The sequence below is a fragment of the Streptomyces sp. ADMS genome (assembly GCF_033441795.1).
GTDB lineage: Bacteria > Actinomycetota > Actinomycetes > Streptomycetales > Streptomycetaceae > Streptomyces.
The window spans coordinates 1-24,117 of the sequence record NZ_JAVFVX010000018.1; the positions used below are offsets into that span (position 1 = coordinate 1).

At 68.8% G+C, this 24,117-nt stretch carries 19 protein-coding genes and 2 tRNA genes; 3 read left to right on the forward strand and 18 right to left on the reverse strand.

Translation table 11 applies throughout. From position 1 onward, the window contains the following. Nucleotides 1–75: 75 nt before the first annotated feature. From RB628_RS10765 to RB628_RS10810, 10 genes are all read right to left on the reverse strand, one after another. Nucleotides 76–1,578: a CYTH and CHAD domain-containing protein gene (locus RB628_RS10765; RefSeq protein WP_318320110.1), complete on the reverse strand. Its 1,503-nt coding sequence runs from the start codon at nt 1,576–1,578 to the stop codon at nt 76–78. A gap of 206 nt (nt 1,579–1,784) precedes the next feature. Further along, nucleotides 1,785–2,984 carry a rod shape-determining protein RodA gene (gene rodA, locus RB628_RS10770; protein WP_318320111.1) on the reverse strand — a complete coding sequence of 400 codons (1,200 nt, stop codon included), beginning with the start codon at nt 2,982–2,984 and terminating at the stop codon, nt 1,785–1,787. Further along, nucleotides 2,981–5,254: a penicillin-binding protein 2 gene (gene mrdA, locus RB628_RS10775; RefSeq protein ID WP_318320112.1), complete on the reverse strand. Its 2,274-nt coding sequence runs from the start codon at nt 5,252–5,254 to the stop codon at nt 2,981–2,983. Before mrdA ends, rodA begins: the two co-directional genes overlap by 4 nt. A gap of 110 nt (nt 5,255–5,364) precedes the next feature. Further along, a complete protein-coding gene (mreD, locus tag RB628_RS10780) occupies nt 5,365–6,036 on the reverse strand; it encodes a rod shape-determining protein MreD (protein WP_318320113.1) in 672 nt (223 codons plus the stop codon). A 14-nt stretch (nt 6,037–6,050) separates the two neighbouring features. After that, complete coding sequence (gene mreC, locus RB628_RS10785; RefSeq protein WP_318320114.1) at nt 6,051–6,995, reverse strand: rod shape-determining protein MreC; 945 nt, start codon at nt 6,993–6,995, stop codon at nt 6,051–6,053. A gap of 130 nt (nt 6,996–7,125) precedes the next feature. Beyond that, nucleotides 7,126–8,145 carry a rod shape-determining protein gene (locus tag RB628_RS10790; protein ID WP_053741250.1) on the reverse strand — a complete coding sequence of 340 codons (1,020 nt, stop codon included), beginning with the start codon at nt 8,143–8,145 and terminating at the stop codon, nt 7,126–7,128. Between the two features lie 349 nt (nt 8,146–8,494). Next, on the reverse strand, nt 8,495–8,908 hold the full coding sequence (gene ndk, locus RB628_RS10795; RefSeq protein ID WP_318320115.1) for a nucleoside-diphosphate kinase: 414 nt from the start codon (nt 8,906–8,908) through the stop codon (nt 8,495–8,497). 67 nt (nt 8,909–8,975) lie between these two features. Continuing rightward, nucleotides 8,976–9,332: a DUF4233 domain-containing protein gene (locus tag RB628_RS10800; protein WP_318320116.1), complete on the reverse strand. Its 357-nt coding sequence runs from the start codon at nt 9,330–9,332 to the stop codon at nt 8,976–8,978. A gap of 5 nt (nt 9,333–9,337) precedes the next feature. Continuing rightward, entirely contained in the window at nt 9,338–10,822 is a 1,485-nt protein-coding gene (folC, locus tag RB628_RS10805; protein ID WP_318320117.1) for a bifunctional tetrahydrofolate synthase/dihydrofolate synthase, read from the reverse strand. A gap of 172 nt (nt 10,823–10,994) precedes the next feature. Next, nucleotides 10,995–13,619, reverse strand: coding sequence for a valine--tRNA ligase (locus RB628_RS10810; RefSeq protein ID WP_318320118.1), 2,625 nt, complete (start codon nt 13,617–13,619; stop codon nt 10,995–10,997). Nucleotides 13,620–13,755: 136 nt separating this feature from the next. Between RB628_RS10810 and RB628_RS10815 the strand changes: the two genes are divergently transcribed. Beyond that, nucleotides 13,756–14,700 (forward strand): hypothetical protein, encoded by a 945-nt coding sequence (locus tag RB628_RS10815; RefSeq protein ID WP_318320119.1) that lies wholly within the window; start codon nt 13,756–13,758, stop codon nt 14,698–14,700. A gap of 103 nt (nt 14,701–14,803) precedes the next feature. Here RB628_RS10815 and clpX read toward each other — a convergent pair whose 3' ends face one another. The 5 genes from clpX to RB628_RS10840 form a co-directional block, all read right to left on the reverse strand. Beyond that, the gene (gene clpX / locus RB628_RS10820; protein ID WP_318320120.1) at nt 14,804–16,090 is read right to left on the reverse strand and encodes an ATP-dependent Clp protease ATP-binding subunit ClpX; all 1,287 of its coding nucleotides are present in this window, start codon (nt 16,088–16,090) and stop codon (nt 14,804–14,806) included. A 183-nt stretch (nt 16,091–16,273) separates the two neighbouring features. Beyond that, nucleotides 16,274–16,972: an ATP-dependent Clp protease proteolytic subunit gene (locus RB628_RS10825; protein WP_318320121.1), complete on the reverse strand. Its 699-nt coding sequence runs from the start codon at nt 16,970–16,972 to the stop codon at nt 16,274–16,276. Nucleotides 16,973–17,022: 50 nt separating this feature from the next. Next, complete coding sequence (locus RB628_RS10830; protein WP_062043785.1) at nt 17,023–17,631, reverse strand: ATP-dependent Clp protease proteolytic subunit; 609 nt, start codon at nt 17,629–17,631, stop codon at nt 17,023–17,025. Nucleotides 17,632–18,051: 420 nt separating this feature from the next. Continuing rightward, nucleotides 18,052–19,446 carry a trigger factor gene (gene tig / locus RB628_RS10835; RefSeq protein ID WP_318320122.1) on the reverse strand — a complete coding sequence of 465 codons (1,395 nt, stop codon included), beginning with the start codon at nt 19,444–19,446 and terminating at the stop codon, nt 18,052–18,054. A 199-nt stretch (nt 19,447–19,645) separates the two neighbouring features. Next, nucleotides 19,646–19,722: transfer RNA gene (locus RB628_RS10840), tRNA-Pro, on the reverse strand. 141 nt (nt 19,723–19,863) lie between these two features. Between RB628_RS10840 and RB628_RS10845 the strand changes: the two genes are divergently transcribed. Next, nucleotides 19,864–19,934 (forward strand) — tRNA-Gly (locus RB628_RS10845). Between the two features lie 83 nt (nt 19,935–20,017). Here the strand turns inward: RB628_RS10845 and RB628_RS10850 are convergent. The 3 genes from RB628_RS10850 to RB628_RS10865 all read right to left on the reverse strand — a co-directional run bounded on the left by RB628_RS10850 (nt 20,018) and on the right by RB628_RS10865 (nt 22,694). Continuing rightward, complete coding sequence (locus RB628_RS10850; RefSeq protein WP_318320123.1) at nt 20,018–20,212, reverse strand: hypothetical protein; 195 nt, start codon at nt 20,210–20,212, stop codon at nt 20,018–20,020. Between the two features lie 205 nt (nt 20,213–20,417). Then, on the reverse strand, nt 20,418–20,903 hold the full coding sequence (locus tag RB628_RS10855; RefSeq protein ID WP_318320124.1) for an HD domain-containing protein: 486 nt from the start codon (nt 20,901–20,903) through the stop codon (nt 20,418–20,420). Nucleotides 20,904–21,515: 612 nt separating this feature from the next. Then, complete coding sequence (locus RB628_RS10865; RefSeq protein WP_318320125.1) at nt 21,516–22,694, reverse strand: PP2C family protein-serine/threonine phosphatase; 1,179 nt, start codon at nt 22,692–22,694, stop codon at nt 21,516–21,518. A 162-nt stretch (nt 22,695–22,856) separates the two neighbouring features. Between RB628_RS10865 and RB628_RS10870 the strand changes: the two genes are divergently transcribed. After that, nucleotides 22,857–24,107 carry a GNAT family N-acetyltransferase gene (locus RB628_RS10870; RefSeq protein WP_318320126.1) on the forward strand — a complete coding sequence of 417 codons (1,251 nt, stop codon included), beginning with the start codon at nt 22,857–22,859 and terminating at the stop codon, nt 24,105–24,107. The last annotated feature ends 10 nt before the right edge of the window (nt 24,108–24,117 follow it).

Here is a 24,117-nt window from a genome sequence, read left to right on the forward strand (position 1 = left end):
CCGCAGGTCGCGGAGTGCAGTCCAGCGGCCCCGAGGAATTGCGCAGCAGAGTCGAAACCGGCGCCGAACCGGGCGCTAAACCTCCAGCGAGCCCCGAATCGTCCTCCACTCCTCGGGCAGCGCCTCCTCGACCCTCGCGGCCCGCCGCTCCTCGCGTCCGTACAGCAGCCCGTACGTGAAGGTGTCCTCCCCCGACGCGTGTGCCACGGCGGACAGCTCGCCCAGTGTGGTGCGGACCATGACGCTGTCCTGGTGGTCGCCGAGCAGGCTCTGGAGGGACTTCATCGACTTGGTGAGCGCCTTGGCCGGGCCGCCCAGGGCGAGGGTCGCCGCCTCGGCGGCGTAGCGGGTGCGCTTGGCCTTCTTGCGGGCGTCGTGCAGCCCGAGGTCGCGGTCGGTGCCGGGCGGCTGGTCCATGGCCTCCTCGATCAGCGCGGACACCTTCGCGAAGTCCTTGCGTACGGCCTTGGTGAGCGCCTTGGCCGCGTTTCCCGCCGCCGCCTTGAGCACCGGGGGGTCGGCGACCACGGCGTCAAGGGTGTCGAGGAGCGTCAGATAGCGCGGGGAGTCCAGCACACCGAGCAGCCGGCGGCGCGATCCTCCGTACTCGGCCTTGGACCAGGCGCCCAGCCGGTCGCGGACCGGGCCGTGGACGAGGGTGGGGGCCAGTTCGCCGAGGGCCTCGGCCAGTCGTTCGGCCAGCACTTCCTGGTCGCGGCCCACGCCCAGCTCGCCCGCGAGCCACTTCAGCTCGACGGCGATCGGGTCGGTGACCTTCCGGTCGAGGACCTGGCGGAAGGACTTGAAGGTGCTGCGCAGCCGGCGCGTGGCGACCCGCATGTCGTGCACGGACTCCTCGGCGTCCTGACGCACGGCGGGGTCGAGCCCGACGATGGCGTCCCGCTGGGCGCGGACGTAGGCCAGGACGTGGTCGCCGGCGGTGACGGGGTCGGCCGGCTCGTCCTTGGGCCGCGGGTGGCCGCCCTTGGTCTCCGTCAGTGCGCGTGCCAGCTTCGACGTGGACTTCGAGGGCCGTACGCCCGCCTTGCGCAGGCGTTTCTCCACCTTGTCCAGGACGCGCGGGTCCCCGCCGTCGGCGAGCTCCACCTCGATCTCGGTCCACTGGGCGGTGCCCTCGCCGCCGAACAGCCGCTCCGCCCGTACGGTGTCCACGCCGACCTCGGCGAGCTGCCGGCCGTCGGCGTCGACGAGGTCGCGCAGGTCCCGTGCGGAGCGCAGCCGCACCACGGGCACGAGCTGGCCCTCGCGGACCCGGGCGCGCACCAGGGCGGCCAGCTCGTCGGGGAGGTCGTCGGAGAGAGGTGCCTGGATCTCGTCCCGTACGCCGGGGGCGACGGGGAGTTTGAGGTGCCAGCCGGCGTCGGAGCCGCCGGTGCGGCGGCGCAGCGTGATCGACGCCGAGGCCAGCCGCAGGTCCGAGGTGTCGTAGTAGGTCGCGTCCAGTTCCGCGGTGCCTCTGTCGAGGATGTCCGCGACTCCGGCGACGCCAGTCAGGTCGGGCAGTCCGCTGTCGTCGGATTCGTACTTCCGCTCGATTTCCCGCTTTGTGTCCGCCATGAGTCGAATTTAGTCATGATTCGGCGGCGACGGCAGCCCCCCAAAGGTCGCTTACTGGCCATCCAGGACACGTACGCCGTTCATGCGCACGACACCGACCGATCATTCCCGGTGCACGATCGCGCCCCGAAGGGGCGCGGGGAACTGCGCGACCAGCCCTCACCTGCCCGCGGCCGACGAACCGCAATCGCCCATCCCGCGGAGCGCTACGCCGACATCGGCCGCTGCACCCTGATCGACTGCAACAGCCCCACGGCCACCCACACGGCGAACATCGACGATCCTCCGTACGACACGAAGGGCAGTGGCAGACCGGCGACCGGCATGATCCCCAGGGTCATCCCGATGTTCTCGAACGACTGGAAGGCGAACCACGCGATGATCCCGGCGGCGACGATCGTGCCGTACAGCTCGGTCGTCTCGCGGGCGATACGGCAGGCCCGCCAAAGGACCACGCCCAGGAGCAGGATGATCAGACCCGCGCCGACGAAGCCCAGTTCCTCCCCCGCGACCGTGAACACGAAGTCGGTCTGCTGTTCCGGGACGAACTGGCCCGTGGTCTGCGAGCCGTGGAACAGACCCGTCCCCGTCAGACCGCCCGAACCGATCGCGATGCGGGCCTGGTTGGTGTTGTAGCCGACGCCGGACGGGTCGAGTTCGGGGTTGGCGAAGGCGGCGAACCGGTTGATCTGGTACTCGTCCAGAACCCCGAGCTGCCAGACCAGCACCGCGCCCACGGCGCCCGTGCCCAGCAGGCCGAAGACCCAGCGGTTGGAGGCGCCGGAGGCCAGCAGTACGCCCAGCACGATGATGACCATGACCATGACCGACCCGAGGTCGGGCATCAGCATGACGATCATCATCGGTACGGCGGCCAGGCCCAGGGCCTGGAGGACCGTGCGGTGGTCGGGGTAGGGCTTGTCGCCCGCGTCCACCCGGGCGGCGAGGAGCATCGCCATGCCCAGGATGATCGTGATCTTCACGAACTCCGAGGGCTGGAGCGAGAAGCCGCCGCCGAGCACGATCCACGCGTGGGCGCCGTTGACGGTCGCGCCGAGCGGGGTCAGCACCAGGAGGATCAGGAGGACCGAGAGGCCGTAGAGGATCGGGACCGCGGTGCGCAGGGTGCGGTGACCGAGCCAGACCGTGCCGATCATCAGGCACAACCCGATGCCGGTGTTCATGAGGTGCCGGACCAGGAAGTAGTACTGGTCGCCCTGGTTGATCTCGGTGCGGTTGCGGGTCGCCGAGTAGACCAGGATCGCGCCCACGAAGGACAGCGCGAGCGCGGACAGCAGTATCGGCCAGTCCAGCCTGCGGGCCAGCGAGTCACGGGCCAGCAGGCGGGACAGGGAGGAGCGTTCGGGGCCGTATCCGGAGACGGAGAAGGTGTTCGCGCCGGTCATGTCGTCGTCCTCCGCGTACCGCGCGTACTCCGCCTACGCCTGCCGGTGCCGGTGCCGTGGGCTCTCCGCCCGCTGCGGTTGGTGCCCGTCCGCTCGGACGCGACCGTGGCCGGCGGGAGCTGTCCGCCCGCGACTGCGAGGGTCTCCTCGGTGGCCTCCTTCGCCGGCTCGTACGGCTTGATCTTCGGGGAGTCGATCGAGCCGTCCGACCCGATCTTCGGCAGGCTCTTCTGCGGGGTGGGCAGCAGCGCCTTCCTGTTGTCGATCGTGCCGTCCGGGGAGACGCCGTACAGAGCCTCGTATATCTTGCGGACGGCCGGGCCGGAGGCTCCGGAGCCCGTACCACCCTGGGAGATCGTCATGACGATCGTGTAGTCCTTGGTGTACGTCGCGAACCACGAGGTGGTCTGCTTGCCGTAGACCTCGGCCGTACCCGTCTTGGCGTGCATCGGGATCTTGTCCTGCGGCCAGCCACCGAACCGCCAGGCCGCCGAACCGCGGGTGACGACTCCCTCCAGGGCACCGTCTATGTCGTTCAGCGTCGACTTCGAGATCGGCAGCTTGCCGTGCGCCTCGGGCTTGATCTCCTGGACGGTCCTGCCGTCGGCGCTGACGATCGCCTTGCCGACGGTCGGGTCGTACAGGGTGCCGCCGTTGGAGATCGCCGCGTAGATCGTCGCCATCTGGATCGGGGTGACGAGGATGTCGCCCTGGCCGATCGAGTAGTTGACGGAGTCACCGGCGCGCATCAGGTTGCCTTCGAGGCAGTTCTCGTACGCGATCTGCTCGGCGTACGTGCCGCCCTTCTTGCCGTACTTGCACCAGGAAGCCTTGTTGACCTTCCAGTAGTCCTGCTTCCACTTGCGGTCCGGGACGCGGCCGGGAACCTCGTTCGGCAGGTCGATGCCGGTCACGGCGCCGAGACCGTACTGGTGGGCCATGGTGTAGAACCAGTTCTTCGCGTTCTTCTTCGGCTTCAGGCCGCCGTCCTTCGCCCACTCCTCGTGGGCGAGCCGGTAGAAGACGGTGTCGCAGGAGACCTCGATGGCGCGGCCGAGGTTGATCGGGCCGTACCCCTTGGACTCGTAGTTCTTGAAGACCTGGCCGCCGATCGAGTACGAACTGGAGCAGTCGTAGCGCCCGTCGAAGGAGTAGCCCGCGTTGACGGCGGCCGACGTGGAGATGACCTTGAAGATCGAGCCGGGGGCCGCCTGGCCCTGGATCGCCCGGTTGAGCAGCGGGTAGTTGGAGTTCTTCCCGGTCAGCTTGGCGTAGTCCTTGGCGGAGATGCCGCCGACCCAGGCGTTCGGGTCGTACGTCGGGTTGGACGCCATCGCGACGACCCGGCCCGTCCTGGACTCCATGACGACGACCGCGCCCGCGTCGGCCTTGTAGTTCTCGCTGGTGTTGTCGTCGTACTCCTTGCGGGCTTCCTTCATCGCGAAGTTCAGCTCGTACTCGGCGACCCGCTGGACGCGGGCGTCGATGCTGGTGACGAGGTTGGAGCCGGACTGGGCGGGGTCCGCCTCGGCGGTGCCGATGACGCGGCCGAGGTTGTCGACCTCGTAGCGGGTGACGCCGGCCTTGCCGCGCAGTTCCTTGTCGTACTCGCGCTCAAGGCCGGACCGGCCGACCTGGTCGGAGCGGAGGTAGGGCGAGTCGGTGTCCTGGGCCTTGGTGATCTCCTCGTCGGTGACCGGGGAGAGGTAGCCGAGGACCTGGGCGGTGTTGGACCCGCCGGGGCTCGCGTAGCGGCGTACGGCCTCGGGCTCGGCGGTGATGCCGGGGAAGTCCTCGGAGCGCTCGCGGATCTGGAGTGCCTGGCGGGCGGTGGCCTCGTCGGTGATGGGGATCGGCTGGTACGGCGAGCCGTTCCAGCAGGGCTGCGGCGTCTTGGAGTCGCACAGCCGGACCTTGTCCTTGACGTCCTTGGGCTTCATGCCCAGGACACCGGCGAGCTTGGTGAGGACGGCGTCACCGTCGTCCTTCATCTTCAGCAGCTCGGTGCGGGAGGCGGAGACGACGAGGCGGGTCTCGTTGTCCGCGATCGGCACCCCGCGCGCGTCGAGGATCGACCCGCGTACGGCGGGCTGCACGACCTGCTGCACATGGTTGCCGGACGCCTCCTTGGCGTAGGCGTCGCCCTCCCGGATCTGGAGGTACCACAGACGGCCCCCGAGGGTGCCGAGGAGGGAGAGGACAAGGATCTGGATGACGACGAGCCGGATCTGGACGCGTGGCGTCCTGCCGGTCTCGGGAATGTTGGTCACTGGTGCTGCCTCCGCCTCTCAGTGCGCGTGCGGGACACGGACGTACGAGGCATACGAGTACACGGTCGAGCTGTGAGCGTCGGTTTCGGGGGTCTTCGATCGGCGGGCGGTCACAGGCGCTTGACCCCCTTGATGCGGCCGGCGCGGGCCGCCTTGGACCGGGTCGCCCTCATCTTCAGGCCGCCGCGCTGGCTGCCGATGCGCAGGCCGGTGCCGGAGGAGAGCCAGCCCGAGGAGATGTCGGCCTTCTTGGCCGAGGAGTTGGCCTCGGCGAGCGGGTCGTTCTCCGCTCTGCGCGCCAGGAACATGATGCCGGGGACCACGAAGGGCGCGAGCAGCAGGTCGTACAGCGCGGCCGTGAACAGCAGGCTGCCGAGGCCCACGTTGCGGGCGGCGGTGTCGCCGACGAGGGCGCCGACACCGGCGTACAGCAGGGTCGTGCCGACGGCTGCGGCGACCACGACGGCCATCGGGCCGGTGGCCGACTTGAGCTGGCCGTTCTCGGGCTTCACAAGGCCCGCCAGATAGCCGATGAGGCACAGCACGAGGGCGTAGCGGCCGGCCGCGTGGTCGGCGGGCGGAGCGAGGTCGGCGAGGAGTCCGGCGCCGAAACCGACGAGGGCGCCGCCGACATGGCCGTACACCAGGGCGAGGCCGAGGACGGTCAGCAGCAGCAGGTCGGGGACGGCACCCGGGAGGTGCAGGCGGGCGAGGACGCTCACCTGGACCACCATGGCCACCACCACCAGGGTGGTGGAGAGGAGCATCCGGTTGAAACGCATGGGGAGTTCAGCTCCTACTGCTCTTGCTGGAACTGGCCGTCGGCCGCCTGCGCGGACGGTGTCACCGTGACGGTGACCGTCGGCGTGGGGGTCGGTCTGGGCTTGGCCGGGAGGACGGTGTCGCGCGGGTCGGTGCGCGGGGCCTCGACGACGACACCGACGATGTCGAGTTTGGTGAAGCCGACGAACGGCGTGACGTAGATCGTGCGGGTCAGGTCGCCGCCCGACGGATCGACACGGGACACGACACCGACGGGTACGCCGGGCACGAACGGCTTGTCGGCCTGCGAGCCGAAGGTGACCAGCCGGTCGCCCTTCTGCACCTTGGCCTTGCCGTTGAGGAGCTGGACGCGCAGCGGCCGGTCACCCTGCCCGGAGGCGAAGCCCAGTTCGTCGCTGCCCTCCATCCGCGTACCGACGGTGAAGTCGGGGTCGTTGGCGAGCAGCACGGTCGAGGTGCCGGGGCCGACGGTGGTGACGCGGCCGACGAGTCCGTCGCCGTTCAGGACGGTCATGTCGCGCTTGATGCCGTCGTTCGCGCCGATGTCGATGGTGACCGTCCAGGAGAAGCCCTGGGCCGCTCCTATGGCGATGATCTCGGCGCCCTTGATGCCGTACTGCCCGGCGCCGGCCGACTTGAGCATCTTGTCGAGCTGGCTGAGGCGGCTGCGGTTGCGGTCGTCGCTGCCGAGACGGGCCTTGAGCGCCGCGTTCTCCTTCTCCAGCATGGCGAGCCGGTCGTGCCGCTCACCGGAGTCGCGGACGGCGGAGACGGCGTCACCGACCGGGTCGACCACGGTGGCCACCCCGTCCTCGACCGGGCCGAAGACGGCGGCCGCGGCCTGCCGGGCACCGTCGACCGGAGAGTCCTCCCCGCCGCGGATGTCCACCGTGATCAGCGCGAACGCGATGGCGATCAGCAGCACCAGGAGCAGCCGGCTCTCTCGTGTGTCCCTCACGTGCGGCGGCCGTGCCTTCCTCAATAGAGTTTTTGGGGCAGAAGAGTTGTTCGGGGGAGCTTATGCCTCTATACCAACGATCCGCCGTACGAGAGGAGATCATCTCGTACGGCGGAATCGGAGAGTCACGTCATCTGCGCGGCTGGGCGTCCAGCACCTGCTGGAGCGCCTCGAACTCCTCCACGCACTTGCCGGAGCCGAGCGCCACGCTGTCCAGCGGGTCCTCGGCGATGTGGATGGGCATGCCGGTCTCACGGCGCAGCCGTTCGTCGAGCCCGCGGAGCAGGGCCCCGCCACCGGTCAGAACGATTCCGCGGTCCATGATGTCGCCGGACAGCTCGGGCGGGCACTTGTCGAGGGTGGTCTTCACGGCGTCGACGATCGCGTTGACCGGTTCTTCGATGGCCTTGCGCACTTCGGCCGCGGAGATCACGACGGTCTTGGGCAGACCGGAGACGAGGTCCCGGCCGCGGATTTCGGTGTGTTCGTCGTTGTCGAGGTCGTACGCCGAACCGATCGTGATCTTGATCTGTTCGGCAGTCCGCTCACCCAGCAGAAGGGAGTACTCCTTCTTGATGTGCTGGATGATCGAGCTGTCCAGTTCGTCACCCGCGACGCGGATGGACTGGGCGGTGACGATGCCGCCGAGGGAGATGACCGCGACCTCCGTGGTGCCGCCGCCGATGTCCACCACCATGTTGCCCGTCGCCTCGTGGACCGGCAGGCCGGAGCCGATGGCCGCGGCCATGGGCTCCTCGATGATGTGCACCTGGCGCGCGCCGGCCTGGGACGAGGCCTCGATGACGGCGCGGCGCTCGACGCCCGTGATGCCCGAGGGCACACAGACGACGACACGGGGACGGGCGAGATACCGCCGCTTGTGAATCTTCAGGATGAAGTAGCGGAGCATCCGCTCGGTGATCTCGAAGTCGGCGATGACGCCGTCCTTGAGCGGGCGCACGGCAACGATGTTGCCGGGCGTCCGGCCGATCATCTTCTTCGCTTCCGATCCGACCGCGAGGATGCCACCGGTGTTGGTGTTGATCGCGACGACGGACGGCTCGTTGAGTACGATCCCGCGACCCCTGACGTACACCAGCGTGTTGGCGGTCCCGAGGTCGACAGCCATGTCACGGCCGATGAACGACATTGAGTTCCCCATCAGGATTCGTCTGGCCTTCCCAAGTGAAGCGTGTGATGGCTCTGGTTCGGGACGGCGAAGTGGGTGCGGTGGCGTGGAGGCTTACATCGTAGTCTCGCCTGCACGAACACCGCGCGAGGGTCTTCGCCATTGTCAGCATGCGCTGTGCCGTCTCGCTTCTGGAGACGAGCGTTCGGGGGTAGGCGTTCCCCCGATCGGCACGCATATGCCGCAGGACGGCCGGTTTTCGACGGCCGTCCCAGGCCAGGCATCCGAGTGGCGTGACGGTTCCTCAGGAACGGCGCGAACAGAAACTGCGCAAGAAGTTCACCGGGCGTACGCCGGTGCGCGGGACGGGTCAGGCGCGGCCGGGGAAGAAGATCTTCAGCTCGCGCTCCGCGGACTCCTCGGAGTCGGAGGCGTGGATGAGGTTCTCGCGGACGATCACACCGAAGTCGCCGCGGATGGAACCGGGGGCGGCGGCGATGGGGTCGGTGGGACCGGCGAGCGAGCGCACACCCTCGATGACCCGCTCGCCCTCGACGACGAGCGCGACGACGGGTCCGGAGGCCATGAACTCGACGAGGGGCTCGTAGAAGGCCTTGCCCTTGTGCTCGCCGTAGTGCTGCTCCAGCGTCTCCTGGTCCAGCGTGCGCAGCTCCAGCGCGGTGATCTGCCAGCCGGCCTTGCGCTCGATCCGGCCGATGATCTCGCCGGTCAGGCCGCGACGGACGGCGTCGGGCTTGAGGAGGACGAGGGTGCGCTGAGTCACGAGGGTGGCTCCATTCGGGTCACGTGTGTGCGGTTGTCAGAGGCTACAGGGCTGGTCCGAGCGGGTGTCACGCAGCGTCAGGACTGGCGCCCTGTGCCTGCGCCGCGAAGTGGGCCTTCGCCTCGTCGATCTTCCGCCCGTAGTGCACGGACGCCCACCACAGGGCGGCGAACATCGCGCCCATGAAGAACATGGACGGGACGACGAAGCCGGACGCGATGAGCCCGATCTGCAGCGCCCAGCCGAGCTGCACCCCGCCGGGACGGGTCACCGCACCGCAGAGCAGCAAGCACAGCAGCATGGCGATACCGCTGACCGTCCACACGATCGACATGGACAGGTCGGGGTCTTTCATGGCGACGAGACTGGCGAAGCCGATCAGGAAAACCTCGCCGAACAGGGTCGAAGCACAGAGCGTACGCACGGAAATCAGCCCCTCCCCAGGAGCAGTCGGGCCTCGCCGACGGTGATGACGGAGCCGGTGACGAGCACACCGGCGCCCGAGTACTCCCCGTCCTCCTCGGCGAGGGTGATGGCGGCCTCCAGGGCGTCGTCGAGGCGCGGCTCGACCTGGACCCGGTCGTCGCCGAAGACCTCGACGGCGACGGCGGCCAGTTCGTCGGCGTCCATCGCGCGATGGCTGGAGTTCTGTGTGATCACGACCTCGGCGAAGATCGGCTCGAAGGCCTCCAGGAGACCCCTCGCGTCCTTGTCGCCGCTGGCCCCGACCACACCGATGAGCCGGCTGAAGTCGAAGGCCTCGCCGACCGCCCCGGCCGTGGCCCGTGCGCCCGCCGGATTGTGCGCGGCGTCGAGCACGACGGTCGGAGAGCGGCGTACGATCTCCAGCCGTCCCGGGGACGTCACCGCGGCGAACGCCTTGCGCACGGTGCCGACGTCGAGGGGCTCGGGCCGCTGGGTGCCGACCCCGAAGAACGCCTCGACCGCGGCGAGGGCGACGGCGGCGTTGTGGGCCATGTAGCCGCCGTGCAGCGGCAGGAAGATCTCCTCGTACTCCCCGCCGAGCCCGCGCAGCGTCAGCATCTGCCCGCCGACGGCGACCTGTCGGCTCACGACCCCGAACTCCAGCCCTTCCCTGGCCACCGTGGCATCCACCTCGACGGCCTTCTTCAGCAGCACCTGGGCCGCGTCGACGGGCTGCTGGGCGAGGATGACGGTCGCGTCCTGCTTGATGACGCCGCCCTTCTCGACGGCGATCTCACCGGGTGTCCCGCCGAGCCGGTCGGTGTGGTCGAGGTCGATGGGCGTCACGACGGCCACGTCGGCGTCGATGACGTTGGTCGCGTCCCAGCTGCCCCCCATCCCGACCTCGACGACGGCCACATCGACGGGAGCGTCGGCGAAGGCTGCGTACGCCATGCCGGTCAGCACCTCGAAGAAGGAGAGCCGGAACTCCTGCTGGGCGTCGATCATCTCCACGTACGCCTTGATGTCGTCGTACGTCTCGACGAACCGCTCGGCGGGGATGGGCGCCCCGTCGAGACTGATCCGCTCGGTGATCGACTGGACGTGCGGGGAGGTGTACCGGCCGGTGCGCAGGTCGAAGGCTCCGAGGAGGGCCTCGATCATCCGGGCGGTGGAGGTCTTGCCGTTGGTGCCGGTGATGTGGATCGAGGGGTACGCGCGCTGCGGTTCCCCCAGCACGTCCATCAGCGCGGCGATACGGCTGACGGACGGCTCCAGTTTGGTCTCGCCCCAGCGTGTGGCGAGATCCGCCTCGACCGCGCGCAGGGCCCGGTCGGTCTCGGGGTCACGGGGTCGGGTCGGCACATCTGCGCTCGGGGCTCCGCCCTGGGTGCGCAGGGTGCGGCTTCCGGCCTCGATCACCGCGAGGTCCGGGTCACGGTCGGTCTCGGCGTCGATGATCTCGTCGAAGGGGTCGGTGTCGCTCACGGGGTCAGTCTACGGAGGGGGACCGACAGGGTGCCTACGGAGTGGGGTGGTGGGGCTTGTGGGGCGGGTGCGGGCCGGTGGGGGCTTGTCGCGCAGTTCCCCGCGCCCCTGTAGGGCGCGAACAGGCCCCCGGGGATCAGAGACCCCGGGGGCCTGCGCACCGTACCGGCTCCTACGCCTGCGGCAGGCCCTCCAGCTGCGCCTGGATACGGGCGATGTCCTCGTCCGCCTTGGTGAGCCGGCCCCGGATCTTGTCGACCACGTTGTCCGGCGCCTTCGCCAGGAACGCCTCGTTGCCGAGCTTGCCCGTCGCCTGGGCCTTCTCCTTCTCGGCGGCGGCGAGGTCCTTCGCGAGGCGCTTGCGCTCGGCGGCGACGTCGATGGTGCCGGAGAGGTCGAGGGCGACCGTGGCTCCGGCGACCGGGAGGGTCGCGGTGGCGCTGAAGCCGTCCTCCTCCGGCTGGAGGCGCAGCAGCTGGCGGATGGCCGCCTCGTGCGCGGCGAGCGCGGTGCCGTCGAGGGTGAGGCGGGCGGGGACCTTCTGGCCGTCCTGCAGGCCCTGCTCCTTGCGGAAGCGGCGGACCTCGGTGACGACGGCCTGGACGGTGGCGATCTCGGCCTCGGCGGCCTCGTCGCGGAAGCCGCTGTCCTTCGGCCACTCGGCGATGACAAGGGACTCACGGCCGGTCAGCGTGGTCCACAGCGTCTCGGTGACGAAGGGGACGACCGGGTGGAGCAGCCGCAGCATGACGTCGATGACCTCGCCGAGGACCCGGCCGGAGACCTTTGCCTGCTCTCCGCCCGCGAAGAAGGTCGTCTTCGACAGCTCCACGTACCAGTCGAAGACCTCGTCCCACGCGAAGTGGTAGAGGGCATCGCTGAGCTTCGCGAACTGGAAGTCGTCGTAGTAGGCGTCGACCTGCGCGACCGTCTTGTTCAGGCGGGAGAGGATCCAGCGGTCGGTCGCGGTCAGCTGCTCGGCGGCCGGGAGCTCGCCCTCGATGGTGGCACCGTTCATCAGCGCGAAGCGCGTGGCGTTCCAGATCTTGTTGGCGAACTTGCTGGACGCCTGGACCCAGTCCTCGCCGATCGGGACGTCGGTACCGGGGTTGGCGCCCTTGGCCAGGGTGAAGCGGACGGCGTCGGAGCCGTACTTGTCCATCCAGTCCAGCGGGTCGACGACGTTGCCGAAGGACTTCGACATCTTCTTGCCGCGCTCGTCGCGGACCAGACCGGTCAGCGCGATGGTCCTGAACGGGGCCTCACCGTCCATGGCGTACAGGCCGAACATCATCATCCGGGCGACCCAGAAGAAGATGATGTCGTGGCCGGTCAGCAGGACGTCCGTCGAGTAGAACTTCTCCAGGTCCGGGGTCTGTTCCGGCCAGCCGAGGGTGGAGAAGGGCCACAGACCGGAGGAGAACCAGGTGTCGAGGACGTCGGTGTCCTGGGTCCAGCCCTCGCCGGTCGGCGTCTCGTCGTCGGGGCCGACGCAGACGACCTCGCCGTCCGGGCCGTACCAGACCGGGATGCGGTGGCCCCACCACAACTGGCGCGAGATGCACCAGTCGTTGAGGTTGTCGACCCAGTCGAAGTAGCGCTTGGACATCTCCTCGGGGTGGATCGAGACCCGGCCGTCGCGGACCGCGTCACCGGCGGCCTTGGCGAGCGTCTCGACCTTGACCCACCACTGGAGTGACAGGCGCGGCTCGACGGTGGTGGAGCAGCGCGAGCAGTGCCCGACGGAGTGCGTGTACGGGCGCTTCTCGGCGACGATCCGGCCCTGTCCGCGCAGGGCGCCGACGACGGCGGAGCGGGCCTCGAAGCGGTCCAGGCCGAGGAAGGGGCCGTGGACGGTGATGACACCGTGCTCGTCCATGATCGTCATGTTGGGCAGATTGTGGCGCTGCCCGATGGCGAAGTCGTTCGGGTCGTGGGCCGGGGTCACCTTGACGGCACCGGTGCCGAACTCCGGGTCGACATGCGTGTCGGCGACGACCGGGATGGAACGGTCCGTCAGCGGCAGCTTGATCTGCTTGCCGACGAGGTGCTTGTAGCGCTCGTCGTCGGGGTGGACGGCGACGGCGGTGTCACCGAGCATCGTCTCGGCGCGGGTGGTGGCGACGACCAGGCTGTCCTCGCCCTCGCCGTACCTGATCGAAACGAGCTCGCCCGCGTCGTCCTGGTACTCCACCTCGATGTCCGAGATGGCCGTCAGACAGCGCGGGCACCAGTTGATGATGCGCTCGGCACGGTAGATGAGGCCGTCGTCGAAGAGCCTCTTGAAGATGGTCTGGACGGCCTTGGACAGCCCCTCGTCCATCGTGAACCGCTCGCGGCTCCAGTCGACGCCGTCGCCGAGGCGCCGCATCTGGCCCAGGATCCTGCCGCCGTACTCCTCCTTCCACTGCCACACCCGCTCGACGAACTCCTCGCGCCCCAGGTCGTGCCGCGACTTGCCCTCCTCGGCAAGCTGCTGCTCGACCTTGTTCTGGGTGGCGATGCCCGCGTGGTCCATGCCGGGGAGCCACAGCGACTCGTAGCCCTGCATGCGCTTGCGGCGGGTGAGGGCGTCCATGAGCGTGTGCTGGAAGGCGTGGCCCAGGTGGAGGGAGCCCGTGACGTTCGGCGGCGGGATGACGATGGTGTACGGAGGCTTCTCGCTCTTCGCGTCGGCGGCGAAGTAACCCCGTTCCACCCAGCGCTCGTACAGCTTCCCCTCCACCTCGGCCGGCGCGTACTGGGTCGGCAGTTCGGTGATGGGCGCTGTTGGCTGCTGCTGAGCGTTCTCGGTCACCCGGTCAGTTTAGAGGCGTCACCACCGTGTCCCGAAACGCGTTTCTTTCGTAACGGTGGGACACCCGGGGCAACTCGGGCTCCTGGCCTGCGCCAGGATGTCAGGAACACATAAGCATCTGGAGGGGAACCCAGAGATGAGCCACAACCAGCCGGGACCGTACGGCCAACCGCCGCAGCAGCCCGGACCGTACGGGCAGCCGACCCAGCCGGGCCCGTACGGTCAGCCGCCGCAGGCACCCCAGGCCCCTCAGGCAGCTCCGCAGCCCGGCTACGGCTACCCCCAGCAGGCTCCTCCCCCGCAGCCCGGCTACGGCTACCCGCAGCAGGCCCCGCAGGGTGCCCCCAACCCTTACGGTCAGCAGCCGCCGTACGGCCAGGCCCCCTACGGGGTTCCGCAGCCGCCGGCGCCGGGTGGGGACAAGAAGACGGCGGGGATCGTCGTCGGGGCGGTCGCGGTCGTGGCCGCCATCGCCGTGGGGGCGTGGTTCGTGTTCGGCAGCGGGGACAGCTCGGGCGGCGGTTCCGGCATCGCCGACGACGGCGCGCACAAGCTGACGACGCCGGCGACCGTGATCGACGGCACGTACAAGAGCAGCGGCGGCGACTCGGCGGACGAGATGACCGACGCGGAGATCAAGGAAGCCGAGGCGTGGGGTGTGCAGAACCCCAAGAACGTCAGCGCGGGCTACACCTCGGGGTCGGGACTCACCGCCAAGAACCTCATGTTCTCCGGTGTGTACGGCACGATCGACGACCCGGAGAGTGTCGTCGACGCCATGTTCGCCAAGATGAGGACCGAGTCGGAGAAGGACACCTCCTTCGCCGGCGAACTCGTCGGCAGCCCGCAGGCCTTCACACCCTCGGGCTTCGTCAACGGCGTCATGAAGTGCCAGCACATCGAGAGCACCGAATCCGGCAAGACGACGCGGATGCCGGTCTGCATCTGGGGTGACCACAGCACCCTCAGCTATGTGATCTCGTACGACCTCGCCTCCCTGACCACGGGCGGAAGCACCTCGCTGGAGAACGCGTCCGCGCTCGCGGCCAAGCTGCGCGCCGATGTGCGCGTCAAGGCCTGACGGACATTCGTCAGGGTCTTGGGCACCTCAACTGCGGAGGGGCCCCGGTCGGCTGACCGGGGCCCCTCCGCAGTTGCCTCAATTCCCTTGTCCTGCCCTGCCGTTATGCCGTCTTCTGCTCGCCCGGGCCACGCCCGCGGGCCTCCCTCGGGATCAGGGTCGGGTTCACGTTCGACAGGACGACGTCCGCCGTGATGACGACGCGGGCCACGTCCTTGCGGGACGGAACCTCGTACATCACCGCCTGGAGGACCTCCTCCATGATGGCGCGCAGGCCTCGCGCGCCGGTCTGGCGCAGGATCGCCTGGTCGGCGATGGCCTCCAGCGCCTCGCGCTCGAAGTCCAGCTCCACGCCGTCGAGTTCGAAGAGGCGCTGGTACTGCTTGACGAGGGCGTTGCGCGGCTCCACCAGGATCTGCAGGAGCGCCTTGCGGTCCAGGTTGTGGACCGAGGTGATCACGGGGAGGCGGCCGATGAACTCCGGGATCATCCCGAACTTCACCAGGTCCTCGGGCATGACCGCCTCGAACTGGTCCTTGTTCTCCATCTCACGCTTGGAGCGGATCGTCGCGCCGAAGCCGATGCCCTTGGCGCCCGCCCTCGACTCGATGAGCTTCTCCAGGCCCGCGAAGGCACCGCCCACGATGAACAGGACGTTCGTCGTGTCGATCTGGATGAACTCCTGGTGCGGGTGCTTGCGTCCGCCCTGCGGCGGGACGGAGGCCGTCGTGCCTTCGAGGATCTTCAGCAGTGCCTGCTGGACACCCTCACCGGACACGTCACGCGTGATCGACGGGTTCTCGCTCTTCCGCGCGACCTTGTCGATCTCGTCGATGTAGATGATTCCGGTTTCGGCCTTCTTGACGTCGTAGTCCGCCGCCTGGATCAGCTTCAGCAGGATGTTCTCGACGTCCTCGCCGACATACCCCGCCTCCGTCAGCGCCGTCGCGTCGGCGATGGCGAACGGGACGTTCAGCATGCGCGCCAGTGTCTGCGCGAGGAGGGTCTTGCCGGAGCCCGTGGGCCCCAGCAGGAGGATGTTCGACTTCGCCAACTCGATGGCGTCGTCACGGCTTTGACCGCCGCCGTTCTCACCGGCCTGGACCCGCTTGTAGTGGTTGTACACCGCGACGGACAGGGCCTTCTTGGCCGACTCCTGACCGACCACGTACCCCTCGAGGAACTCGTAGATCTCACGAGGCTTGGGGAGTTCCTCCCACCTGACCTCGCTCGTCTCCGCGAGCTCTTCCTCGATGATCTCGTTGCAGAGATCGATGCACTCGTCGCAGATGTATACACCGGGGCCTGCGATGAGCTTCTTGACCTGCTTCTGGCTCTTGCCACAGAACGAGCACTTGAGCAGATCGCCGCCGTCACCGATGCGTGCCACGGTGTGCTTCCCCTTCGCCTGGGAGACGCCTAGGTCCAGCGGCTCCTGGTGCTGCCTTATGTCCGACGGTACCTTGCCGGGCCCCCCGTTCGGGCCCCCCTTGGCGCGGTTCACTTTGACGTGCTCCGAGTCAAACCGTGCCAAGGGGCGGCAGACGCTACAGCTTCTGCGTCCACCAGTACGTCAGCGGACGCTGGCGTTGTTCATCTTCCGGGTGGAGATGATCTGGTCGATCAGGCCGTAGGACAGTGCGTCCTCGGCCGTGAGGATCTTGTCGCGCTCGATGTCCTCGCGGATCTTCTCGATCGGCGTGGTGGAGTGCCTGGCCAGCATGTCCTCCAGCTGGGCACGCATCCGGAGGATCTCGTTGGCCGCGATCTCCAGGTCGGAGACCTGCCCGCGGCCGGTCTCGCTGTACGGCTGGTGGATCAGCACGCGCGCGTTGGGCAGCGCCATGCGCTTGCCCGGCGTACCGGCCGCGAGGAGGATCGCGGCGGCGGAGGCCGCCTGGCCCATGCAGACCGTCTGGACATCCGGCTTCACGAACTGCATCGTGTCGTAAATGGCCGTGAGGGCCGTGAACGAGCCACCGGGGCTGTTGATGTAGACCGAGATGTCCCGGTCGGGGTCCATCGACTCCAGGCACAGCAGCTGTGCCATGACGTCGTTGGCGGAGGCGTCGTCGATCTGCACGCCGAGGAAGATCACGCGCTCCTCGAAGAGCTTCGCGTACGGGTCGTACTCACGCACACCCTGCGAGGTGCGCTCGACGAAGCGCGGGATGACGTAGCGGGATTCGGCGCTGGGGCCGGTGTACTCCGCCTGGGCGGCCTGGGCGGCCCTCGTGCGGTCGTAGAGGCCGCTGCCGGGGAAGTCGTTCACGGTGTCTCCTGAAAGGGGCTTAGGCGGGGGCTGGAGGGCGTTGGGGGCGCTTACGCCCCTGTGCCGCCGCCGCCCGGGATGCCTGCGGCCGTGGCGATGACGTCGTCGATGAGGCCGTACGCCTTGGCCTCCTCGGGGTCGAACCAGCGGTCGCGGTCCGAGTCCCGGGTGACCTGCTCGACGGTCTGGCCCGTGTGCTGCGCCGTGAGCTCGGCCATGCGCTTCTTGGTGTGCAGCAGCCGCTCGGCGTGGATCTTGATGTCCGACGCCGAACCGGCGAGGCCCGCGGAGGGCTGGTGGATCAGGATCTCGGCGTTCGGCAGGGCGAAGCGCTTGCCGGGCGTACCCGCGCTGAGGAGGAACTGGCCCATGGAGGCGGCGAGACCCATGGCGATGGTCATCACGTCGTTCTTGATGAACTGCATGGTGTCGTAGATCGCCATGCCGGCTGTGATCGAGCCGCCCGGGCTGTTGATGTAGAGGTTGATGTCCTTGTCCGGGTCAGCGGCGGCGAGGAGCAGCAGCTGCGCGGTGATCTTGTTCGCGATGTCGTCGTCGACCGGCTGGCCGAGGAAGATGATCCGCTCGTTGAGCAGCCGGTTGTAGACCTGGTCGCCGAGGCCACCGCCGATGGAAGGCTCGCCGGCGGCGGAAGGCATCAGATTCGTCACGTCGTATCCACCTGCTCGTATTACGACGGCGCCGGGCCGTCTCACGTGTTCTGCCGGGGCGTGGGGCCGTCCGGCCGTTGTCCGGGGACTCCCCTGCCCTCGTACTCATGGACCCTAACGCGCGGGTCCCTCCGGGGAATCCCGGGAATGGAACTGTTCGCTGTGAGCGCATGTGCTCCGCCGGGTTGAGCGGGGTTTTGCGGCGAGGGTCGGCTGTGTCGGGGCCGGGGTTCGGGCGAGCGTCGCGGGCCCCCTGATGTTCGCCGTAGCTCCGCCGGCGGTGGGGCCGTGCGGGCTCGTGGGGGACCGTTCGCGCAGTTCCCCGCGCCCCTGCAGAGCGCGAACAGGCCCCCGGGGACAAAGTCCCCGGGGGCCTGTTCTACGTGCGTTTCAGAGGTGCCGTGGCTTTCAGGCCTCGGGCTTCTCCTCCGCGGCCTCGGCCGGGGCGTCCTCGGTGGCGGCCTCGGCCGTCTCCGTGGTCTCGTCCTCTTCCTCGTCGTCGAGGTCGATGATCTCGCCGTTGGTGTCCTTGACCGTGGCGGCCTCGACCACCACCGCGAGGGCCTTGCCGCGGGCGACCTCGCCGACCAGCATCGGGACCTGGCCGCCCTCGACGACCGCCTGGGCGAACTGGTCGGGGGACATGCCGGAGGAGGCCGCGCGCCGCATGAGGTGCTCGGTAAGCTCCTCCTGGTTGACGTTCAGCTTCTCCTTGTTGACCAGCTCGTCGAGGACGAACTGGGTCTTGATGCCCTTGACCGCGGCTTCCTTGGTCTCGGTGTCGAACTCCTCGGCCGTCTTGCCCTGGATCTCGAGGTACTTCTCGAGGTCGAGGCCCATCTGGCCGAGCTGGTGGTGCTCCAGGTTGTGCTTGCGGGTGTTGATCTCGTCCTCGAGGAGCTTCTCGGGGACGGGCACCTCGACGAGCTCCAGCAGCTTCTCCAGGACGCGCTCCTGGGCCTGCGTGGCCTGGTCGTACTGCTTCATGTTCTCGAGGCGCTTGCGGCTGTCCGCGCGCAGCTCCTCCAGGGTGTCGAACTCGGAGGCGAGCTGGGCGAACTCGTCGTCCAGGGCCGGGAGTTCACGGGCGGCCACCTGGGTGACCTTGACGGTGACCTCGGCCTCCTTGCCGGCCGCCGAGCCACCCTTGAGCTCGGAGGTGAAGGTGGCCTCGCCACCGGCCTCCACGCCCTTGACGGCGTCGTCGACGCCTTCCAGCAGCTCGCCGGAGCCGATGGTGTAGGAGACGCCGCTCGCGACGCCGTCCTCCAGCACCTCGCCGTCGACCTTGGCCTCCAGGTCCAGCGTCACGACGTCGCCGTCCTCGGCGGCACGCTCGACCGGGGAGGTGGAGGCGAAGCGCTCACGGAGCTGCTCGACCGACTTGTCGATGTCCTCCTCGGTGACCTCGATCGCGTCGACCTCGACCTCGATGCCGGAGTAGTCCGGGATCTCGATCGCCGGACGGACGTCGACCTCGGCGGTGAAGTTCAGCGTGTCGCCGTCCTTCAGCTCCGTGATGTCGACCTCGGGCTGGCCCAGGACGTTGAGCTCGGCCTCGGTGACCGCCTCGGTGTAGAACTTCGGAAGCGCGTCGTTGACCGCCTCCTCCAGGACCGCACCGCGGCCGAACCGCTGGTCGATGACGCGCGCCGGGACCTTGCCCTTCCGGAAGCCCTTCACCGTGACCTGCTGGTTGATCTTCTTGTACGCCGCGTCGAGGCTGTCCTTGAGCTCCTCGAAGGGCACCTCGATGCTGAGCCGAACCCGGGTCGGGTTCAGGGTCTCCACGGCGCTCTTCACGGTTCGGTCTCCTTGGGGGCTGACTTCTCTGGGTTCTGCTGAGGGTTCTGCCGATCGTCCTCTGCCGGACGCGGCGGAGTCTTCAGCGGATTCGCGGCCCTTGAGGGACGTAACAACGCAGACACACGGGCGCGCAGCTTGCATAGTAGCCGCAGGCGGTACTCGCCCCAAAAGGTGATCTCGCCGGTGGTCCGGCAGGTGGTCGGGGTGGCGGGATTTGAACCCACGGCCTTCCGCTCCCAAAGCGGACGCGCTACCAAGCTGCGCCACACCCCGTCTGGTGCGACACGTAGGGTACATGCCCGCAGGCCATGGGGTTGCCGCATTTCAAGACTGGAGAACCGGGTGTGCGTCGAGGGGCCCCGAACCGCTACGATGCCTTCAGTGCCGCGGTCATCTGACCTGCGGCGCACACGTGCGGGCGTAGCTCAATGGTAGAGCCCTAGTCTTCCAAACTAGCTACGCGGGTTCGATTCCCGTCGCCCGCTCTCTCTCACCGTCGGCCCGGTTCCTCGGAACCGGGCCGGTCGCGTTTTCTCCACGGCGGTCGGACATGGCGGTCGTGACGCGGTCAGAACTGGATCTCGTTGAGCGTGTCGGCTATCGAGTTCAGGAAGCGCTGGATGTCGTCGGCCATGCCGGTCGAGGCGAGGAAGAAGCCGAAGAGGATGGCGACGACCGCCGGGCCCGCCTTGATCGTGCCCCCGCGAATCAGCACCACCAGGATGATTCCCAACATCAGCACCACTGACAACGAAATGGCCACACTGATCACACCCTATGGTCGGTCCGCTCTACCGGCCCAGGGATGCGTTCCCTCGCACCCCCGCCAGATCCATCGTGCCACCAACCAGGCCGCCGTATGCGGCCGGTGACGCATCATCGGCCCCACCGGATCGATTTATCGGCACAGATAAACGCAGGGCGCAGAAATGTGTTCTTTATAGGTTCTTAGGCTGACATTCACCTCACTACAGACCGAGAAGCGCGCGCATTCTGGCGTACTTCCCGGTCAGGCGGACGCGGGTCGGGTCGCCCAGTGCCGCCAGGCGGGCCGGGTCCCCGTTGTGCGCCAGGTCCGCCTCCTTGACCAGGAGCGCGCCCGGGGTTTCGAGGATGCGCCGGGCGTAGGCCTCAGGGGTCTCCCCCGCGCGCTTGGTGACGGCCAGCACGATGTCCTTCGTGCGGCGGGACAGCGCGGCCCCCTCCAGCCACGGGCCGGGCAGTACGTCGTCCTCCACGGCGTCGTGCAACCAGGCCGCCGCGATCTGCTCGTCGTCGCCTCCGCGCGCACGTACGCCCTCCGCGACGGCCTGGAGGTGCTCCGCGTAGGGGCGGCCCGCCTTGTCCGTCTGCGCTGCGTGTGCGGCTCGGGCCGTGGCCTCTACTTCGGCCAGGGTCAGGGGTGTTGGGGGTGCGGGGGGCGGCACTGGGGGGTGCGCAGGGTTTTTCGTCATCCGGTCAGTGTGGGGGGCGGTGGGTTTCGGCGGGTTCGGTGACTCGGCGGGCTTCGGGGATCGTTTGGCGAAGTAAGTGCTGACCAACTCCTGACGCTTCCTTGGCCCTGGAGGTGGGTTCATCGGACAGGCGGACACCCTGATCGTCGTGGGCGGCGCTTTTCTCGTCGCCAGTGCCCTCGCCCGGACCGGCAGCCGGATCGGACTGCCCACCATCCCCCCTGTTCATCCTGGCCGGGATACTGCCCGGCCGGCACACACCAGCTTCGCGCTGGTCTCCGACCCGCACGACATGGAGATCGCCTCGACCACGTTGCCGGCTCGGGGAGTTCGCGTCGATCCTGGCGACGACGACTGCGGGGCGGGGTGGATGCGCGGATGTCCGCGTTCATCACCGGGTTGTGCTGGCGCTGCTGGGGCTGCTGGCTGCGGGGTGGGTGCCTGGGGTCCGCGGCGGAGCCGCTGATGTCATGCAGCGCCCCCGCAGCCCCTACGCGTCCCGTCCTGTCGCCGGAGACTGCGCTCCCGGACCCCCCGACGCGCTGAATGCGCTTGTCCGCAAAGGACGTACAGGCTGAGAGTGGGCCGGCGCTGGCGAGGTGCCGGCCCGCGTCAGATCGTCGCCTGGGCCGTGGGGCCCTCTCGGCAGATCAGGAGCAGGGCCCTGTCGTCGTTCACGTCCTTGGCCACCGCCTCGATGAGGTGCCAGGCCGCGCCGTGGAAGCCGCCGGCCACATAGCGGTCGGCCTCGCCCGTCAGCCGGTCGATGCCCTCGACGATGTCCCGCTCCGACGTTTCCACCAGGCCGTCGGTGAACAGCATCAGGACGTCGCCGGGGCGCAGCGATCCCTTCACGGGGTCGAACTGGGCACCGTCGTACACGCCCAACAGTGGTCCCTCCGCCGCCTTTTCCTCCCAGCGGCCCGTCCCCGCGCTGAGCTGGAGGCCCGGTGGGTGGCCGGCCGAGAAGAGTTCGTAGTCGCCGGAGTCCAGGTCCAGGACCAGGTGGATCGAGGTCGCGAAGCCCTCGTCCCAGTCCTGGCGGAGGAGGTAGCCGTTTGCCGCCGGGAGGAAGGCGTGGGGCGGCAGTGAGCCCAGCAGGCCTCCGAAGGCGCCGGAGAGGAGCAGGGCCCGGGAGCCTGCGTCCATGCCCTTGCCCGACACGTCCGTCAGGACCACTTCCATCGTGCGGCCCCCGTTCGTACGGGCCGCCACCACGAAGTCGCCCGAGAACGACTGGCCGCCCGCCGGGCGCAGCGCCATCTCCCGGTGCCACCCCTGCGGCAGCTGCGGCAACTTGCTCTGGACGCGGATGCGTTCGCGCAGGTCGAACAGCATGGTGCCGCCGCGTCGCCAGGGGACGCCCACTCTGCTGCGGAACTGTGCGATCAGCAGGCCGAAGAAACCGCAGGCCGCCACCACGAGGACCACGCCGGGGGTGACCCGGGAGGGGCCTTCCGTGTACGGGCCCAGTTCCACCGACTCCACGATCAGTGCCGTCGCCGCCGCCGCGTACAGGCTCAGCAGGCTGGCCGGGCGCAGGAGGAGGCCGCCCGTGACAATCGGCAGGACCAGTGCGGACGGTGAGACCCACACGGGGTTGGCCAAGGTCGTGGCCGTGATGATCGGGATGGTGAGGAGCAGACCGGCGAGCGCGATCCAGTCCGAACCGTCGCCCCGGAAGTAGTCCACGGCGGATCTGCGCAGGCCGGTGCGGACCCGGTGGACCTGCTTCTTCAACCGGGCCGTGAACGTCTCGGCTTCCGCGCGCCGCTCTCGTCCTGCTGCCATTAGTTCGGGACCCTATCCATCGGACCAGCTGCTTGGCACGGGAGGTCCCACTTGTCCCCCGTCCGAGGTTCAACTTCACAGTGAAACCCACCGAGGGCCGGTCCGAGGCCCCGAGGGAGAAATTCCCTCGCTCGTCCCGCATTGCCCTGGTAGTCATGGTCTATGACGACCACCAGGACCTCCGGCACGACCGACCTGCGGGTGCTGCGACCCGACGACTGGGATCAGTGGTACGACAGCCTGATCCGCGCCTTCGGTGGAATGACCGAGTCCGCCGAGGAACGGGAGTTGTGGAAATCACTTACCGAGTACGACCGTTCCGTCGGCGCCTGGGACGGTGACACGTGCGTGGGCAGTGCGGGCGCCTTCACTTTCCGGCTAACGGTACCGGGTGGCGCCTCCGTGCCCGCCGCGGGCGTGACGATGGTCGGTGTGGCCGGTACGCACCGCAGGCGCGGGGTGCTCACGTCGATGATGCGGCGGCAGTTGGACGACGTACGGAGCTGGGGCGAGCCGTTGGCCGTACTGACGGCGTCCGAGCCCGCGATCTACGGGCGGTTCGGGTACGGCTGCGCCACTCACTCGCTGAGCGTCGAGATCGACACGACGCGGGTACAGCTGTCGGTGCCGGCCGGAACCGATGACGTACGGCTGCGGTACGCCGTACCGGCCGAGGCCGTTGACGTCTGCGAGGCGGTGTACGCGCGTCGGGTGCCGGAGCGGCCCGGGATGCTGGCGCGGATGCCCGGCTGGGCGCCGGTCTTCGTGCTCGATCCGGAGAGCGAGCGCGACGGGGCCTCGCCCCTGCAGTGCGTTGTCGCCGAGCGGGGCGCGGATGTCGTGGGGTTCGTCCGGTTCCGGGTCAAGCCCGACTGGGATGTCTCCGGGTCCAACAGCGCGGTGGTCGTCCAGGACATGGAGGCGCTCGATGCCGCTTCGCACGCTGCCCTGTGGCGGTTCCTGTTCGGCCTCGACCTGACGTCGAAGATCGTCGCGCGGGGGCGGCCGGTCGACGAGCCGTGGCATCACATGGTGTCCGACATCCGGCGGTGCGGGCTGCGCAGGCGGGACGCGCTGTACGTCCGACTGGTGGACGTGGGGGCCGCGTTGGAGGCGCGGACGTATCAGGCGCCGGTGGATGTCGTGCTCGATGTCGAGGACGCGTTCTGCCCGTGGAACTCCGGGCGGTGGCGGCTGACGGGCGATGCCAAGGGGGCCGAGTGCCGGCGTACGGAGGATGCGGCTGATCTCGCGCTGTCCGTACGGGAGTTGGGGGCCGCGTACCTGGGTGGCGTGTCGTTGGCCGGGCTGGCGTCCGCCGGGCGGGTGCGGGAGGTTCGGCAGGGGGCGGTGGCCGAGGCCTCGGTGGCCTTTGGGGCGGTTGCGGCGCCCTGGTTGTCCCACGGGTTCTGACGCCTGGTCA

Excerpts from the sequence above, each read along its gene's own strand:
- RB628_RS10790 (WP_053741250.1), bottom strand. The coding sequence starts at position 8,145 with ATGTCGTTCATCGGCCGTGACATGGCTGTCGACCTCGGGACCGCCAAC.
- RB628_RS10855 (WP_318320124.1), bottom strand. The coding sequence starts at position 20,903 with ATGACGAAAAACCCTGCGCACCCCCCAGTGCCGCCCCCCGCACCCCCA.
- RB628_RS10865 (WP_318320125.1), bottom strand. The coding sequence starts at position 22,694 with ATGGCAGCAGGACGAGAGCGGCGCGCGGAAGCCGAGACGTTCACGGCC.
- rodA (WP_318320111.1), bottom strand. The coding sequence starts at position 2,984 with ATGACCGGCGCGAACACCTTCTCCGTCTCCGGATACGGCCCCGAACGC.
- RB628_RS10870 (WP_318320126.1), top strand. The coding sequence starts at position 22,857 with ATGACGACCACCAGGACCTCCGGCACGACCGACCTGCGGGTGCTGCGA.
- mreD (WP_318320113.1), bottom strand. The coding sequence starts at position 6,036 with ATGCGTTTCAACCGGATGCTCCTCTCCACCACCCTGGTGGTGGTGGCC.
- RB628_RS10830 (WP_062043785.1), bottom strand. The coding sequence starts at position 17,631 with ATGCCTTCCGCCGCCGGCGAGCCTTCCATCGGCGGTGGCCTCGGCGAC.
- RB628_RS10765 (WP_318320110.1), bottom strand. The coding sequence starts at position 1,578 with ATGGCGGACACAAAGCGGGAAATCGAGCGGAAGTACGAATCCGACGAC.
- RB628_RS10815 (WP_318320119.1), top strand. The coding sequence starts at position 13,756 with ATGAGCCACAACCAGCCGGGACCGTACGGCCAACCGCCGCAGCAGCCC.